The 15,528-nt window shown below is 71.6% G+C and carries 15 protein-coding genes; 4 read left to right on the top strand and 11 right to left on the bottom strand.

All coding sequences use genetic code 11. The features are described from left to right. Window positions 1–65: 65 nt before the first annotated feature. From QA861_RS40210 to QA861_RS40200, 3 genes are all read right to left on the bottom strand, one after another. Complete coding sequence (locus QA861_RS40210) at window positions 66–473, bottom strand: rodlin (protein WP_334593802.1); 408 nt, start codon at window positions 471–473, stop codon at window positions 66–68. Between the two features lie 169 nt (window positions 474–642). Continuing rightward, window positions 643–1,722, bottom strand: coding sequence for an LCP family protein (locus QA861_RS40205; protein WP_334593801.1), 1,080 nt, complete (start codon window positions 1,720–1,722; stop codon window positions 643–645). A 117-nt stretch (window positions 1,723–1,839) separates the two neighbouring features. Beyond that, a complete protein-coding gene (locus tag QA861_RS40200; RefSeq protein WP_334593800.1) occupies window positions 1,840–2,250 on the bottom strand; it encodes a rodlin in 411 nt (136 codons plus the stop codon). A 251-nt stretch (window positions 2,251–2,501) separates the two neighbouring features. Here QA861_RS40200 and QA861_RS40195 point away from each other — a divergent pair, with 251 nt between their 5' ends. The 3 genes from QA861_RS40195 (at window position 2,502) to QA861_RS40185 (ending at window position 4,428) form a co-directional block, all read left to right on the top strand. Further along, entirely contained in the window at window positions 2,502–2,915 is a 414-nt protein-coding gene (locus QA861_RS40195; RefSeq protein ID WP_334593799.1) for a rodlin, read from the top strand. Between the two features lie 307 nt (window positions 2,916–3,222). Beyond that, the gene (locus tag QA861_RS40190; protein ID WP_334593798.1) at window positions 3,223–3,450 is read left to right on the top strand and encodes a chaplin; all 228 of its coding nucleotides are present in this window, start codon (window positions 3,223–3,225) and stop codon (window positions 3,448–3,450) included. A gap of 102 nt (window positions 3,451–3,552) precedes the next feature. After that, the gene (locus tag QA861_RS40185; RefSeq protein WP_334593796.1) at window positions 3,553–4,428 is read left to right on the top strand and encodes a hypothetical protein; all 876 of its coding nucleotides are present in this window, start codon (window positions 3,553–3,555) and stop codon (window positions 4,426–4,428) included. Window positions 4,429–4,528: 100 nt separating this feature from the next. On the opposite strand, the gene QA861_RS40180 is transcribed toward QA861_RS40185, so the two are convergent. Together QA861_RS40180 and QA861_RS40175 are read right to left on the bottom strand one after the other, a co-directional pair. Beyond that, window positions 4,529–5,797 carry an NAD(P)-binding domain-containing protein gene (locus QA861_RS40180; RefSeq protein WP_334593795.1) on the bottom strand — a complete coding sequence of 423 codons (1,269 nt, stop codon included), beginning with the start codon at window positions 5,795–5,797 and terminating at the stop codon, window positions 4,529–4,531. After that, window positions 5,797–7,143 (bottom strand): carboxylate--amine ligase, encoded by a 1,347-nt coding sequence (locus QA861_RS40175; protein ID WP_334593794.1) that lies wholly within the window; start codon window positions 7,141–7,143, stop codon window positions 5,797–5,799. The genes QA861_RS40180 and QA861_RS40175 overlap by 1 nt, the downstream gene beginning before the upstream one ends. A gap of 202 nt (window positions 7,144–7,345) precedes the next feature. Here QA861_RS40175 and QA861_RS40170 point away from each other — a divergent pair, with 202 nt between their 5' ends. Beyond that, complete coding sequence (locus tag QA861_RS40170) at window positions 7,346–8,680, top strand: glycoside hydrolase family 26 protein (RefSeq protein WP_334593793.1); 1,335 nt, start codon at window positions 7,346–7,348, stop codon at window positions 8,678–8,680. A gap of 22 nt (window positions 8,681–8,702) precedes the next feature. Here QA861_RS40170 and QA861_RS40165 read toward each other — a convergent pair whose 3' ends face one another. Genes QA861_RS40165 through QA861_RS40140 form a run of 6 tightly spaced genes read right to left on the bottom strand, consistent with a single transcriptional unit; the run spans window position 8,703 to window position 15,509 of the window. Beyond that, window positions 8,703–9,872: a GNAT family N-acetyltransferase gene (locus QA861_RS40165; RefSeq protein ID WP_334593792.1), complete on the bottom strand. Its 1,170-nt coding sequence runs from the start codon at window positions 9,870–9,872 to the stop codon at window positions 8,703–8,705. Continuing rightward, the gene (locus tag QA861_RS40160) at window positions 9,869–10,516 is read right to left on the bottom strand and encodes a YveK family protein (protein WP_334593791.1); all 648 of its coding nucleotides are present in this window, start codon (window positions 10,514–10,516) and stop codon (window positions 9,869–9,871) included. Before QA861_RS40160 ends, QA861_RS40165 begins: the two co-directional genes overlap by 4 nt. Next, the gene (locus QA861_RS40155) at window positions 10,513–11,667 is read right to left on the bottom strand and encodes a glycosyltransferase (protein ID WP_334593790.1); all 1,155 of its coding nucleotides are present in this window, start codon (window positions 11,665–11,667) and stop codon (window positions 10,513–10,515) included. The genes QA861_RS40160 and QA861_RS40155 overlap by 4 nt, the downstream gene beginning before the upstream one ends. 5 nt (window positions 11,668–11,672) lie before the next feature. Next, complete coding sequence (locus QA861_RS40150; RefSeq protein WP_334595000.1) at window positions 11,673–12,362, bottom strand: polysaccharide deacetylase family protein; 690 nt, start codon at window positions 12,360–12,362, stop codon at window positions 11,673–11,675. A 46-nt stretch (window positions 12,363–12,408) separates the two neighbouring features. After that, window positions 12,409–14,193, bottom strand: a complete 1,785-nt coding sequence (gene murJ / locus QA861_RS40145) for a murein biosynthesis integral membrane protein MurJ (RefSeq protein ID WP_334593789.1) — start codon at window positions 14,191–14,193, stop codon at window positions 12,409–12,411. Then, entirely contained in the window at window positions 14,190–15,509 is a 1,320-nt protein-coding gene (locus QA861_RS40140) for an O-antigen ligase family protein (protein WP_334594999.1), read from the bottom strand. The genes murJ and QA861_RS40140 overlap by 4 nt, the downstream gene beginning before the upstream one ends. Window positions 15,510–15,528 lie beyond the last annotated feature (19 nt).

Below are 15,528 nucleotides of genomic sequence, written 5' to 3'. Positions count from 1 at the left end.
CGCGAACGCCGAACGGCGGGCCACCGGAGAACCGGTGACCCGCCGCCGCAACCGAGCGGGGAGGCTCAGCTGTTGCCGGCGCCGTTGCCGGACAGCACGGGGATGTCGCTGAGGATGTGCGACAGGGGCTCGTCGCCCTTGGCCTGCGTCGAGTTCTCGACACACTGCTGGTTCTGCGGGGCCGACAGGATCGGGATGTCCTGGACGGCGATCGGCACAGCGCCGATGAGGGAACCGACGTTGAGCTTCGCCGGGAGACCGATGCACGGCTTGTTCAGCGACCCCTGGACCAGCGAGAGCTGCGGGCTCATGTCACCGAACGTGGCCGAGTTGCCGAACTCCTGCTCGGCGCCGTTGCCGCTGATGGACGTGGTGCCACCATCGTTGGCGATCGCCAGCGCCTGGGGTGCTGCCGTCGCCGAGATACCGGCGACGGAGGCGGCGATGGCCGCGGTTGCCCACAGCTTCTTCATGTTCATTCCCTTCGAAAAGCGGACTCCGGTGAGGGAGCTGCGTGATCGTCAACGGTTCAACCCCCTGCGGGGTTGCGCTGATTGCCCCGTTTGGCCCAGTGAGTGAGGTGTACAAGCGGCCGTACGAGGGAAACGGGAGGACCCGCTGCCTCCCCTACGACGGTCTTGTTCAGGGGCATGCCAGCCGGTTGCCGCGTACCGGCACGTCCTTCCCGAACACCGGTGGGTCGCCGGGCTTGGGATCCGTGCCCGCGGCGATCAGCGGCCGGTCCTCGCGCACCTTGGTGAACATCGCCTTCGCCTTCGTGGCGTCCCAGCGCAGCGTCGAACCGACGTCCTTCATCGGCGGGTTGAACCCGGCGACCGGCACGGTGGCGAACTCCGTCCGGGTGGCCGGCACCTTGCTCAGGGCCGAGGCGAGGGTGACGAGCGCCTGCACGCCGTCCTTCCCGAAGCCCTGTTCGACCTTGACCGGCCCGAGCAGCGTCCGGGCCACCCGGCCCATGAGGACGGGGTCGGTGAGCACCTTCCGGGCGGTCAGCTGCTGCAGTGCCGCGACCAGGAACCGCTGCTGCCGCTGGATCCGCCCCAGGTCGGCACTCTGGTCGACGTGCCGCGAGCGGACGTACTGCAAGGACTGCCCGCCCTTGAGTAGATGTCGCCCCGGGGCCAGGTCCAGCTTGGTCTTGGAGTCCTTGAGGCGCCGTTTCGTGCACACCTCGACCCCGCCGACCTGGTTGACGGCGTCGATGAACCGCCGGAAGTCGAGCTGCAGATACTGCTCGACACTCACGCCGGTCGCCGCCTCCACCGTCCGCTCCAGGAGCGTCGCACCGCCCTCCGCGTACGCGCCGTTGAGCTTCACGGGGTGCGCGGGGCGCTGTTTCGCCGACCCCTTGGGTTTGTACGCCGGGATCGTGGCGAGGGAGTCGCGTGGCAGGCTGATCACGCTGACCCGGTCGCGCTTGGCTGACACATGGACGAGCATCATCACGTCCGCGCAGTTGCAGGCGAAGCCGCCCGCGTGGAACTTGCGGCGCTCCTGCTCGGTGATGGTGCCGCGGCCGTCCGTGCCCAGCAGCAGGATGTCGGTGCCCTTGGCGGCGGCGGCGCCACCCATGGGTCTCAGCTGCGGCGCCCGGGGTGTCCCACAGCCGATCGCGGTCGCCGCGCACAGCAGCGCGACTCCGCACAGTCGGGAGAGACGGGCAGGACGGGAAAACCGGAACAAAGTGCGTCTTGTCGTCACGTGACGCAACGTAGGCCAGCGGGCCGCCGAGAGTTCGACGGCCCGCTGGTGAAGGCTCGAAGTAAGCCCGGACGTACGCCTGGGCTCAGTTGTCGCCGGTCGTACCGGTGAGGGCGATCAGTTGTTGCCCACGCCGTTGCCGGACAGGACCGGGATGTCCTCGAGGATGTGCGACAGGGGCTCGTCGCCCTTGGCCTGCGTCGAGTTCTCGACACACTGCTGGTTCTGCGGGGCCGACAGAACACTGACGTCCTGGACGGCGATCGGAATCAGGCCGATGAGGGAACCGGCGTTGACCTTGGCGGGCAGGCCGATGCAGGGCTTGTTGAGGGAGCCCTGGATGAGCGCCATCTGGGGGCTCATGTTGCCGTACGTGGCCGAGTTGCCGTACTTCTGGATGGCGCCGTTGCCGCTGGTGGACGTCGTGCCACCGTCGTTCGCAATCGCCATCGCCGGGGTGGCGACCGCAGCGGTGGCACCGACGACGGAAGCGGCGATCGCCGCAGCAGCCATAACCTTCTTGATCACTTGCAAATCCCTTCGGAAGAAACCCCGTCCACCGGAGCCGCTCTGATCAACTGTCCTTCGATGCGCCTGGTTGCTCCGATTCACTCTGATGGCCCACACGGAGGGCTGTTCAGTCGGACTAAGGGCAGTGCACGGTTCCATGAATTTCCGGGTCGGGAACGGGCCAATCGGGTGAATCGGCGAAACCAATCACCGCCCATCCGGTTGATGCGAGGGCAGGAACGTGTGTCTCTGCAGGAAAGGAAAGCGAAATGCTGAAGAAGGCAATGGCCGCGGCGGCGGTAGCCGCATCCGTCGTCGGAGTCTCGGCGGCGACCGCCCCCCAGGCGCTTGCCACTGCGGACGACGGCGGCACCACGTCCGTCAGCGGGAACGGCGCGGTCTCGAAGTTCGGCAACTCCATGACCAAGGGCGACATGAGCCCGCAGATGAGCCTCGCGCAGGGCACGCTGAACAAGCTCTGTGTCGGTCTGCCCGTCAAGGGCAACGTGGGCTCTCTCGTCGGCGTCCTGGTCCCGGTCGCCGTCCAGGACATCCCGATCCTGTCCGCCCCGCAGAACCAGCAGTGCGCCGAGAACTCGACGCAGGCCAAGGGTGACGAGCCCCTGTCGCACATTGTCGAGGACATCCCGGTCCTGTCCGGGAACGGTATCGGCAACAGCTGACCGCCGTCGGCTGACCGGTCGTCGACAGTCGTCCGGTCGCCCATAAAAGCAGCTCGGGTCAGCCTCCGCGCACGGTGCGGGGGTTGCCCGAGTTTTTTCATGCCCCGAATTTGTTCAGCCGTTCGGGTGGATCGTGTTTTCTGTCATCTCGGGGCGTTCGAGTGAATTAACCGTGGGACCACGTTCCGTAGTTTCTTCGGCTGTCTATCCCTCGTTTTACAACTGCCGGTCATGGTGCGAGCCGTCCATGCTGTGCTCGCTCGGCCTTTGGTCGCCACAGGGCATGACCGCAGAGAAGGGAAACTTCATGAAGAAGAGCGTTGCTGTCATCGCCGGAGCGATCATGGCGCTCGGAATGGCCGTCCCGGCCTTCGCCGACGCCGAGGCGGAGGGCTTCGCCGCCAACTCCCCGGGTGTGCTCTCCGGCAACGTGATCCAGGTTCCCATCCACATTCCGATCAACGTGTGCGGTAACTCGATCAACGTCATCGGGCTGCTGAACCCGGCGTTCGGCAACACCTGCGTCAACGACTGACGTATAGCACCAGCCGTTCGGCGGTGTCTGGGCCGGCCTTGGAAAACCTTTCGGTGCCAAGGCCGGCTTTTTCTCACCCCTCCCAGCAGGAAGATAATCAGAATGCGACAGCCTCTGAGCAGGGGGATGGTCGTGGCGGCCGCCGCGACTGGCATCTTGTCCCTGTACGGCATCACCGCCCTCGCGGACGCGGACGCTGGCGGAACGGCCAGGAACTCCGGTGCACACGGAGCCCCGAGCGCCCCACACGACGACCCCGGCTACGGGCACGGCAACAGCAACAGCAACAGTCACGGCAACGGCAACGGCGACACACCCCCCGGCGGCTACGGCGACACCCCGCCGACGAAGCCGCCGACCAAGCCGCCCACTAAGCCTCCGACCAAGCCGCCCACGAAGCCTCCGGCGATTCCTCCGACCAAGCCGCCCACGACTCCGCCCACGAAGCCTCCGACGAAGCCGCCCACGAAGCCTCCGGCGATTCCTCCGACCAAGCCGCCCACGACTCCGCCCACGAAGCCTCCGACGAAGCCGCCCACGAAGCCTCCGGCGATTCCTCCGACCAAGCCCCCCACGACCCCGCCCACCAAGCCTCCGACGAAGCCACCCACTAAGCCGCCGACGACTCCTCCGACCAAGCCCCCCACGACCCCGCCCACCAAGCCCCCGACGAAACCGCCCACTAAGCCTCCGACGACCCCGCCCACCAAGCCCCCCACGACCCCGCCCACCAAGCCGCCCACGAAGCCCCCGACGAAACCGCCCACCAAGCCGCCCACCAAGCCGCCGACCAAGCCCCCCACGGGCCCGCCGACGACCACGCCCCCCGTCACCCCGCCGACGAAGCCGCCGCATCTGCCGCCGACCGGTAGTCATGAGGAGTTGATCGCGGCCTCGGCCGTCAGCGTCGCGCTGATCGCCGGTGGTGTCGTCCTGTACCGCCGGGGCAGGCGTGGCCAGCCCGGCGCCCACGAGTGAGGCGCGGGTAGGACCCCAGGCACCCGGATGAGCCACGCGCCCCGCGAGGGGCGCGTGGCTCGACCGGTCTGAGGGTCCCGACCCGGAGCAGACGAACCGCCTACCCCGCGGAGCGAACCCCCTCGCGCCGCCCCTGCCCCGGCACCGTCGCCCTGCCGGTCGGGGCCCCCGCCCGCAGCCGGCGCCGTACCCCTCGTACGAGCGTCTCCGCGGTGAACGTCGCGCCGTGTACGAAGCGCATCGCCGGGCCGAAGCCGGACGCCGTCACGAGGCCCGCCAGGAACAGGCCGGGGTGCGACGACTCGAAGTGCCGCCCGACCGCCGGGGAGCCGTCCGCCAACGCACGCAGGCCGGCGCCGAGTCGGGGATCCAGCAGGCCCAGTCGGTCGCAGGTCGCCCTGAACCCCGTTGCCGCGATGACGTGTTCGGTCTCCAGGGAGCGCCGCTCGCCGGACCGGGTCACCGTGTCCAGCCGTACGCCGCCGCCCGCAACCGTCAACTCCCGTGCCGACGCCACCTCTTGGCCGAGAAGAACCTCCACCGCCGGTTCCACCCGGTCGCGTACCCACCAGGCGCCCGCCGGGCCCAGGGCCGTGGCCGCGATACGGGCGCGGGTGGGTTCCGGGAGGCGGTGGTAGACGCCGGGGCGCTCGGAGTAGAACCAGTTGCGCCAGCCGCAGCCCAGCCCGCTGTGCGGGGCGCGGGCCGAGCGCCACCAGGGGCGCTCCAACGGCGGCGGTACGTTGTTCCAGTTCAGCTGCTCCGCACGGGCCAACACCCTTACCCGCGTGCCCTGTTCGGCGAGCAGAGCCGCCGTCTCCAGGGCGGCCTGGCCCCCGCCGATCACCGTGACGTCCCGGCCGCGGAAGCGGTCGAGGTCGCCGTGGTGACTGCTGTGTGAGACCAGGTCGGGGCCGAGGCCGCGCAGCGCGCCGGGGATCTCGACGAAGGGCAGGACACCGACGGCCAGGGCGACGGTCCGGGCGCGTACCGTCTCGCCGTCCTCCGTCACCGCCTCGAAGCCCCCGGCGACGGGCGTCACCCGGGTCACCGTCCGTTCGTCGACCTCGGGCACGGCGTTGCGGGCGAACCACTGGCCGTACGAGGCGAACATCTCCAGCGGGATCGGCTGCCCGTGCCGTGCCTTGACGCCCTGACCGGCGCAGTACGTGTCCAGGCGCCAGCGGTTGTCGGGGTCGGACAGGTTCGACGCCCACGGCTCCGACTTGAGGTACATGCCCCGGGGCATGTGGTCGCGCCAGGAGGCCATGGGCCGGCCGAGGACGCGCAGCCGGAGCCCGGCGCCGGCGGCGTGGGAGGCGATGGACAGGCCGTAGGGGCCCGCGCCCACCACCAGCAGGTCGTACATCAGTAACTGTTCGCTTTCTCGTCGTCGGTCAGGGAGTCATCGGTCAGGCAGTCATCGGTCAGGGAACCGTCCGCCGGTGAACCCTCGGTCAGTGGCAGCGGCGCGTCGGCCACCGCCTGCCGGACCACGCGTGCCCGGGTGTCGTCCGGCCCGGGCCGCTCGCACAGCCGGCGCAGTCGGGACGGCAGACGGCGGGCGGCGTGCCTGGCCCACAGGGCCCACATCGCCCAGCCGGGCGCGAGGTCGTCCGGGGCGTGCCAGGCCAGCTCGCGGCCGGCCGGCGCCGGGCGCAGCGCGCTGAGCGGCGCGTAGTTCTCGACCACGAACGCCCGTCCGGGCCGGGCCACCCCCTCAGGCAGCGGACGGTGGGTCAGGTCGAGGTGCTGGGCGCGTACGACGTCCAGCCCGGCCGAGTCGGTGAAGAGCCGGAACTGGGCGCCGGGGCGCGGGTTGAAGTCGAGCAGGTGGTAGGCGCCGGTCGTGGCGCAGCGGCGGAAGTCGAGGTCGAAGATGCCCCGGTAGCCGAGTTCGTCGATCAGTCGTTCGGTGAGCGCCGGCACCGACGCGTTCGGTGTCCAGTGGCCCACCGCGGTCAGCCCGGCGCCGCGCGGCCAGGCGTGCAGCTTCCGGCCGGGGCCGCCGCCGCGCACGGTTCCGGTGCGGTCGGCGTATCCGTGGCAGAACCAGTCGAGGTCGGGGCCCGGCGGCAGGAACTCCTGGAGCAGTAGTCGGCTGCCCGCCTCCTCCGTCCGCAGATACAGCTCCCGTGCCTGCCGGGCCGAGCGCACGACGACCGTGCTGCGCAGGTCGCTGTCGGCCGGGAGCAGCCACGGCCGGCTCCACTTCGCCACGGCCGGAAGCCCGAGGTGCCAGGCCGAGGCGGCGGCGTCGGACGCGCTGTCCGGGATCAGTGTCAGCGGGTGCGGCACGTCCACGGCCGCGCACAGGGCGGCCAGTTCAGCCTTGTCGGCCACCCGTTCGGCCAGCGCTCCGGGCTGCTGCGGCAGCAGAAAGGCCGGCGCCAGCTCGGCCCGGGTCCGGCCCACCGCGACGGCGGTCGCGTCGTCGAGCGGGATCAGTACGGCGGGCCGCGCGATCTGGGAGGCGACCCGCAGCAGTGCGCGGGCGATGTCGGCGGGAGCGGCGCCGGGCGGCGGCGGTGGATGCAGTTGGCGTACGAACCGGGATCTGCGTACGGGACTTCCGGCGACGTCGGCGATCAGGTGGACGTCGACGCCCGCCCGGCCGAGTGAGCGTACGGCGCCCAGTGTTCCGTGGTGAAAGGGATTCCGGTCGGTCCGCACCAGGACGGCGGGGACGCGGGTGTCGAGCAGCGATACGGACATGTGATTTCGGGTTTCCTTCGGGTCGGTTCACTCGTGCGGGCGAGCGGAACACTCGAAAGTCTCAAGCGCGGTGGCGGAATTCATACTCATATGACTGAGTGTCAGTAGGCGAGAAGACAGGACGAGAACAGGCAGTGCGGAAAGCAGCGCGAAAACAGGCAGTGTGAGAACAGGGAGTACGCGCGTGGAGGAAGGAGCAGGCATGGCCCCACACAAGCGACGGGCCCGCACCGGACGGCTGGCGTTCCTGGCGGCCGCGGTCGCCGCGTCGGCCGTCCTGGCGACGGGGCCGGGACACGCCGTGGGCGCGGGGGTGGCCGATCCTCCCGTCCCCGCACCGGACACGGTCACGCAGCCGGCACCGACCACCGGGGTCGTGGCGCCGATCGCGCCCGTGACCCCCGAGCCGCCGGTGGCTCCCGAATCCCCCACGGTCGAGCCGCCGGAACCCCCGGAGCCCCCCGAGCCGCCCCGGCTCCCGGCCTTCGGCGCGTACGTCGACTACGACGGCGCCCGGGGCACGGCCAGGATCGCCGAGCTCAGCCGCTGGCTGGGCGGTGCCGATCTCAAGGTCGGGCACACCTACCTGCCGGGTGACCGGTGGAGCAACATCGAGGGGTCGCCCGGATTCCTCGACGTGTGGGCGGACTGGCGACGGGCCGAGGAGGACCGGCTGTTCGTCCTCAACGTGCCCATGCTGGAGCGCAACGAGGAAGGCGTCTCCGACCGTAGGGTCCAGGTGCAGCTGAGGCGCGGCGCGGCCGGTCTCTACGATCACCACTTCCGCGCCCTGGCCGAGCGGCTGGTCGAGCTGAAGATCCCGGACACGGTGATCGTGCTCGGCTGGGAGATGAACGGCATCACGTACACCCATCGCTGCGGGCCGGACCCTGAGGCCTGGAAGAGGTACTGGAACAGGATCGTCACCACCATGCGGGCGGTGCCGGGCCAGAAATTCCGGTTCGATTTCAATCCGACCCGGGGCAAGGACGCCATTCCGTGGCCGCAGTGCTATCCGGGGGACGACACGGTCGACATCATCGGCATGGACGCCTATGACCAGCCCCGGGGACTGTCATTCGACGAGCAGGTGAGCGAGCCCTACGGACTTCAGGCGCATGTGGATTTCGCCAAGGCGCACGGAAAGCCCATTTCCTATCCGGAATGGGGGCTGTTCCGCAACGGCGACAATCCGGAGTACATGCGGCGCATGCTCGCGTGGATGGACGAGCACAAGCCGCTGTACAACACGCTGACCGACTACTGCCCGCACGGCGTGTGGCAGTGCGGGAGCAATCCGAAGGCGTCCGAGGTGTACCGCCAGATCCTGACGGGCCGTAAGGACACCGAGCCGACCGTGCCGACACCGGTGCCGCCGGTACCGACCCCCGTGCCGCCGAAGCCCACGGACCCGGTCACCCCGCCCGTGCCGCTGCCGCCGCCCAACTGCTCGCCGCTGGATCTGGGCGACTGGGTGGAGTACTGGATGGGCGGGAAGCTCTGCCTGAAGTTCGACTGGTGGTCGCGTAACCGGTGAGCGCCCGGTGGCGGCGGGTCGTTCACGATCCGCCGCCACCGTCGCCGGTGTCCCCGCCGCCGCTGCCGCCGTTTCTGCTTCCGCTTCCGTCGCGTTCCCGCAGCCGGCGCAGGATTTCCTTGCCCCGGCTGCGGGCGGCGACATCGCACACGACCGCCGACATCAGCGGCGCCGTGAGCCGCCGGGCCAGCAACAGCCGCTGGTTGACGACGGGTTCGGGGCGCCAGTGGTGCTTGTACGGCTCGTCACCGCGCAGCAGGCTCAGCGTGGCGTGTCCACCGGACCCCGTGTGCTGGGCGCAGGCGTCGAGGAGCATCACGGCGACGTCCGCCTTCCGTTTGCGCAGGCCCGGATGGGCGCCGTACAGATAGCCACCCGCGAGGCGCCCGGACAGCAGCGTGAGATCGACGGCGACCACGCTGTCGTCGAGGCGGAACTCGGTGACCACGGCGTCCCCGGAGCGCACCATCGGCCCGACCGACCGGGCGAGGTGCTCACGGAACCGGGGCTGGAGATGCTCCGACGTCACCTTCCGTCCCTGCCACTGGAGTTGATGCAGTTCGAGCAGGCGGGCCAGGGCCGCGTCGACCTCGTCGGGGCGTACGACGCGGCGCTCGACGCCGAGCGCGGTCAGCTTGCGCAGCTTGGCGCGGACCCGCTGGGCCTTCGAGGAGGGGAGGCGGGCGACCAGGCCGTCCATCGAGACGGCGGGGAGCTCCAGACACACGGAGTCCCTGACCTGGCGGCGCGGACCACGCCAGCGTTCGTACACGCGTTCCGCCGCGCCGCCGGGCCGGACCTCGCGGAGATCGATCAGGGCGGTACGGGCGGCGTCGGAGAGACCCTCGGCGAGGGCGGCGGCGGCCTCGTCGGCCGTGTCGTCGTCGAGGAGCACGTCACCGTAGTCGGAGATCGCGCCGCCGAGCGGCACGAGCGCGGGCAGCGGGCGGTGTACGCGCATCAGCGGGGCGGCGCCGAGGAGTTCGCCCTCCGGATCACGGACCACGACGATCCGCAGCCGGCCCGGGATGCCGTACGACAGCCACCACGAGTGCAGCCAGGCGTGGCTCTGGAACGGGGTCGCCGCGCCGCACCGCCGGTACAACCGGCCCCAGGCCGGGGCGAGTTCGGCGAAGGCGGTCTCGTCGCTGACGACTTCGGCGCGCAGGGCGCCCGTGGTCGTGACCGTCACAGCTGGCCATGTGCGTCGGCGGCGACGGCCGGGCCCGGTACGGAGGCCGCGAGCGCCGGTTCCTCCGTGCGTCGCCGGGGCCGTACCAGCAGCACCAGTCCGCCGAGCAGCCCGCCCGCGCTCGCGCCGACCAGGCCGGTCATCGCGGCCGGGGCGGAGGACGGCTCGGCGGGCTTGACCGCGCGCGAGAACTGCAGCAGCTCCACGTGGGTCGACGCCTTGGTGTCGTTGGCGTGCCGGGTCAGCGAACGGGCCACGGCGTTGGCCATGTCGGTGGCGAGATCGCGGCGCGTGGAGGTGGCCGAGACGGCGATCATGGGCGCGTCCGGCGAGGTCGCCGTCTGCACGCTCGACCGCAGCGTCGACACCGGCACACCCGCCCACACCTGGGCGTCCCCGAGCACCGCGACCTGCGTGGCGACCCGGCCGTAGGCCTGTGCGAAACCGAGCGCGGACGCCGGGTCGGACTTCTCCGTCGGTACGGCGACGACGTAGCTGGTGGCCGTATAGGTGGGCGCCTTGAGGGTGCCGTACGCGCCGCCGAGGAGGCCCCCGAGTACCGCGCCGGCCACGAGGAGGGACCACGGGGGCAGGGTGCGGGTGCGGGGACTGAGGTGGGGGACTCTGCTGGCGTTCTCGGTCATGAGGATGGGGCTCCCTGAGGTGACGGGGACTGGTTGAGGGCAGGAGTGGTCGCCGCGTACACGTTCATCAGCTGGGCGGCGCTGCGGGTGATGTCGTAGTGGTGGGCCGCCGTGGGAGGCGTGCGGTCCTGCGGGCCCAGCGCGCGGGCCTCGGCGAGGGCGCGCGCGAAGGAGTCCGCGCCCCCGGGTACGCGCCGGGCGTTCTCGGCGGCCTCCGGGGGCAGGTCCTCGACCGCCGGGCAGGAGACGTACCGGACGGGCAGCCCGGCGGCCAGCGCCTCCACGACCGCGAGGCCGAAGGCCTCATCCGGGGACGGGGAGGCGAGCAAGTCCATCGCGGAGGTGAGGGAGGGCAGGTCGGGGCCGGGAGTACCGTCCGGTACGCAGGGCCGTTCGCCGGTGAACAGCACCCGGCCGGCCACGCCCGCCTCGCGCGCGGTGCGCCGCAGCACGTGCTCCTCGGGTCCGCCGCCGACGAGCAACAGCCAGTAGTCGTCCGGGAGTTGAGCCAGCGCCTCAATGACGTCACCGAAGCGCTTGCCCGGCGCGAGCCGGCCGATGCCGCCGACGACGTACGCCTCCTCGGGCAGCCCGAGACGCTCGCGGGTGTGGCTGCGGGCGTCCGGGTCGAAGCGGAAGCGGGCCAGGTCGATGCCGTTGGGGACGACCTCGATACGCGGCGCGGGCACACCCCAGCGGCGGAGCCGCTCGGCGACCGTGGGGGACACGGCGACGGTGGTGCGGCCCAGCCGTTCGCCGGCGAGGTACAGCGCTCGGACCCCGGCGGTCAGCCGCCGCCCCTCCATCTGGGAGTCGCCCAGGGAGTGTTCGGTGGCGACGATCGCCCGTACGCCCGCGAGCCGCGCGGCGATCCTGCCGTACACGCAGGCCCGGTAGAGGTGGGTGTGCACGAGGTCGTAGCGGCCGGAGCGGATGACGTTCACCAGCCGGGGCAGGGCGGCGAGGTCCCGGTTGCCGGCCATGCCGAGGTGGACGACGCGGACCCCGTCGGCGACCAGGCCGTCCGCGACCGAGCCCGGGTTGGTGAGCGTCACGACATCGCAGTCGACCGGCAAGTGCCGCAGCAGCAACCGGAGTTGCTGCTCGGCTCCGCCGACTCCGAGGCCGGTGATGATGTGCAGGGCCTTCATCGCCGTCACGCTCCCTCGACCGGCCGGCGCCGCAGCCGGTGCAGCCGGTACTTGAGATGGAGGCGTACGGCGGTGTCGTTCTCGCCGATGTGCACGCGGGGCAGGACATGGACGCCGTTCAGCTGCCCGGGGTCGATCGCGCAGCCGTATCCGTACCCGGCCGCCTTCACGGCGTCGGCGGCACGCTGGTCTACCGTCCCGTACGGATAGCAGAACCCGTCGACCGGAGCACCGATCAACTCCGAGAGCAGCGCTCTGCTTTCGGTGACCTCGGCGCGCAGCGACTCGTCGTCTGCCTTCGTCAGGTCGACGTGCGTCAGCCCGTGCGAACCGATCTCGATCCCGGCCCCGGCGACGGCACGGACGCCGTCCGCCGTGAGCAGCGGTTTGCGCGGGCCCAGGGGGTCCCAGGCGTTCTCCCCGCCGAGCCGTCCCGGCAGGACGAAGAGGGTCGCGCCGTACTTCCAACGCCTCAGCACGGGAAGGGCGTCGGTGACGAAGTCGGCGTACCCGTCGTCGAAGGTGAGTCCGACGAGCCCGCGCCCCTCACCCCGGGCACGGGCGGCGAGCAGCTCGGCCACGCCCACACCTCGCAGCCCGCGCCGGTGCAGCCACCGCAGCTGGGCGTCGAGGCGCTCGGGCGTGACCGTGATGCGGTACGGGTCGTCCGAGCGGTCGCCCACCGAGTGGTACATCGCCACCCAGGGGACGGAAGGCGTGCGGGCGGCTCTTCGGGCGCGGTCAACGGACCCGGTCGCGACGGCGGGGGCGGGGGCGGGCGTGGGCGCGGGTGCGCTTGCGGACATACGGAAGCCTCCGGGTCAGGGAGCGTGCGGAACGGAGTGCGAGGACGAAGCTCTGCACGGCCTGGGCCCGCATGAGCCGGCCGAGCAGGAAGTAGACGACGGTCACGGTCGCCGTACCGGCGGCGAGTCCCGCCACCGGCCCGTCGATCCGGCTGGTCACGAACGCCCCGGCGGCCGTCGCGCACAGCGCCGCGCGCACCGGCTTGCTCAGCTCGACGACCACCTGCCGGGTCCGGATCGGCACACTGCGCGGGCCCATCCCGTACAGCAGCAGCGCTGCCGACAGGGTGATCCCGGTGGCGTTGGCGGCGGCGATCCCGCACACCCCCCACGGACCGACCGTCCAGGCGCCGATCCACGAGGTCGTGACGATGCCCGCTGCCATCGCGGCCAGCGGGTACCAGGTGGGCCGGTTCGAGGAGAAGTACGAGCGGACGAGCGCGCCGACCAGCGTGTGTCCGAGCAGTCCGAGCGCGTACACCCGCATCACGGCGGCGGTCGCCTCGGTGTCCGAGGCGGTGAACGCGCCCCGCTGGAAGAGGACTTCGATGATCTGCGGCGCACAGGCGATCACCGTGCCCGCGCCCAGCAGCACCACCCAGGCTGCCAGCGCGATATCCCGCTCCACCCTGCTGCGGGCCCGCTCGGTGTCGCCCTCCGCGATGGCCCGCGCGACCACCGGGAAGGTGACCGTGCACAGCATCAGCGACAGCGTCATCGGGATCTGCGCCACCTTCTGCGCGTAGTTCAGGTGCGAGATGGCCCCGGCGGGGAGCGTGGAGGCGAGGAACCGCTCGATGAGCACCTGAGACTGCCGGGTCAGCGCGAAGAGCAGCACCGGCGCGACGAGCGCGAACGCCATCGGCGCCGCGGACGTCTCCTCCACCACGGTCTCTACCGGCACAACCGACTTCCGTCGCCGCAACTGCCTCAGGACGGAGGGCAGTTGGGTGACGACCATCAGCGCGCCGCCCACCGCCACCCCGACCGCCGCCGAGCGCACCCCCACAGTGGGGCCCAGCACGAACATCGCCGCGATGATGCCGGTGTTGTAGGCCACGTAGATCGCCGCCGGTGCCAGGAACCGCCGGTGTGCGCGCAGGGCCGCGCTGCAGTACCCGGCGAGACCGAAGCTGAACACGCAGGTGGCGGTGAGGCGGGTGCAGTCCACGGCGAGCGACGGGTCGGGCAGGCCGGGGGCGAGCGCCTCGACCAGGTAGGGCGCGGTGGCGATGAGCAGCGCGCCGACCGCCGCGAACGCCAGCGTGAGCCGGGGCAGCGTCGTGGCGACCAGCGCCCGTACCGGATCGCCCGGGGCACCGTGGGCGCGCCGGGCCAGCGCCATGCTGAACGCCGGGATCAGGATGAAGGCCAGCCCGTCCTCGATGAGCAACGTCGCCGCGAACTCCGGCACGGTCCACGCGACCAGGAATGCGTCCGTGTCACTGCCGGCCCCGAACAGCCGGGCCAGAGACTGGTCCCGGACCAGCCCGAGCAGCGCGCCCGCGACCGAGAGGACGGCGGTGACGATCGTGGCCTGGGCGAGGAACTTCCGGGAAACAGGGGCGAGTTCGGCGCGATCGCCACCGGCGTTGCCGTCGTTGCCGTCGTTGCCGTGGTCCCCGCCGTCTCCGCTTCCCTTCGCGACCGGCGAAGTGGCGCGTGCCGCGGGGAGCGTCACCCTGGTCTCTCCCTCGGCCCGAGGAGGCGTCGCGTTCATCGCGCGGACGCCTCGGGGACGTCGTCGCCGCCGACGAGGGCCCACCAGGCGACGAGCCCGAAGAGGACGGCGGTCAGTACGGTCGCGGGTCCGCCGATGTCGGCGTACAGGAAGTCGATCAACTGCCAGATCAGCAGGCCGCAGGCGACGAGGGCGCAGTCGAGCCCGCCGCCGGAATCCGCCCGCCGGGTCCGCACCAGCCCCCGCAGGCCGCACACCAGCAGCGCCAGCCAGCTGCCCCCGAGGGCCAGCAGCCCGATGAGGCCCTGCTCGCTGAGCACCAGCAGATACATGTTGTGCGGGGACAGCAGCGGCTGCCTGCGGAACGCGGCGCCCGCGCCCTCCGTGTCGCTGCCCGAGGACAGGGCCAACGAGGCGTGTCCGTCGCGGTGTTCGGGGAACCCCTTCAACCCGACGCCGGTGAGCGGGTGTTCGCTCCACATGTCGGTCGCCGCCGCCCACATCGTGTACCGGTCGGTGACCGACTGGTCGGGGGCGTCGGTGACTTGGGTGATGCTGCTGATCCGCTCCTGGAGCATCGCCGAGCCGAGGCCGAGGCCGCCGACCAGGATCACGGCCGAGGCGGTCACCACGGCGCCCACCTTCAGCGCGCGCCGCATCCCGGCCAGCATCAGCTGCAGGGTGCAGGCCGCAGCCGTGGCGATCCAGGCGCCCCGGCTGAAGGAGACGGCGAGCGGGGCGAGGAGCACCAGGGCGCAGCCGGCGGCGACGGTCCGCTGCCGGCCGCCGGCCGACCCCAGCGCCAGCGCCAGCGCGCACATCAGCCCGAAGGCCACCACGGTCGCCATGCCCATCACGTCGGCGGGCCCGAAGGTGCCCACCGCCCGGACCTCCTCGCCCTGGTAGGAGGCGCCGGTCCCGGTCACGAACTGGTGCACCCCGACCGCGCCCTGGAACAGGGCGAACCCGACGAACGCCCAGGCCAGCACCCGGAAGTCGCGCCGGTCCCGGATGAGCAGCACCACGGCCGCCGGGACCAGGACGAAGATCTGGAGGTAGCGACCCAGGCCGCCGACCCCGGCCGCCGGCGAGGAGGCTCCGACGGCCGCGACCGCGAGCCCGACCACCGGCAGCCCGAGCACCACGGCGGCCGTACGGGACAGGGGGCGCCGCCGCTCCCGTACGAGCCGGATCGCGCAGTACAGGACCACCAGCCCGGAGACGGCGTCGGCGGGGGTCGCCCCGCCGTCGGTGCCCTGCGCGGCCGGCAGGGCGAGCAGGGCGACCACCAGGAGTACGGGCAGGAGCGGAGCGAACGACGCGAGGTACGCGAAGGGCGCTCGGCGCGGAAACATCAGCGCGGGGCTGTGGCTC

It is taken from the genome of Streptomyces sp. B21-083 (assembly GCF_036898825.1).
GTDB lineage: Bacteria > Actinomycetota > Actinomycetes > Streptomycetales > Streptomycetaceae > Streptomyces.
The sequence above is the reverse complement of the archived record's forward strand: the minus strand, read 5'-3'. Positions and strand labels throughout refer to the sequence as shown.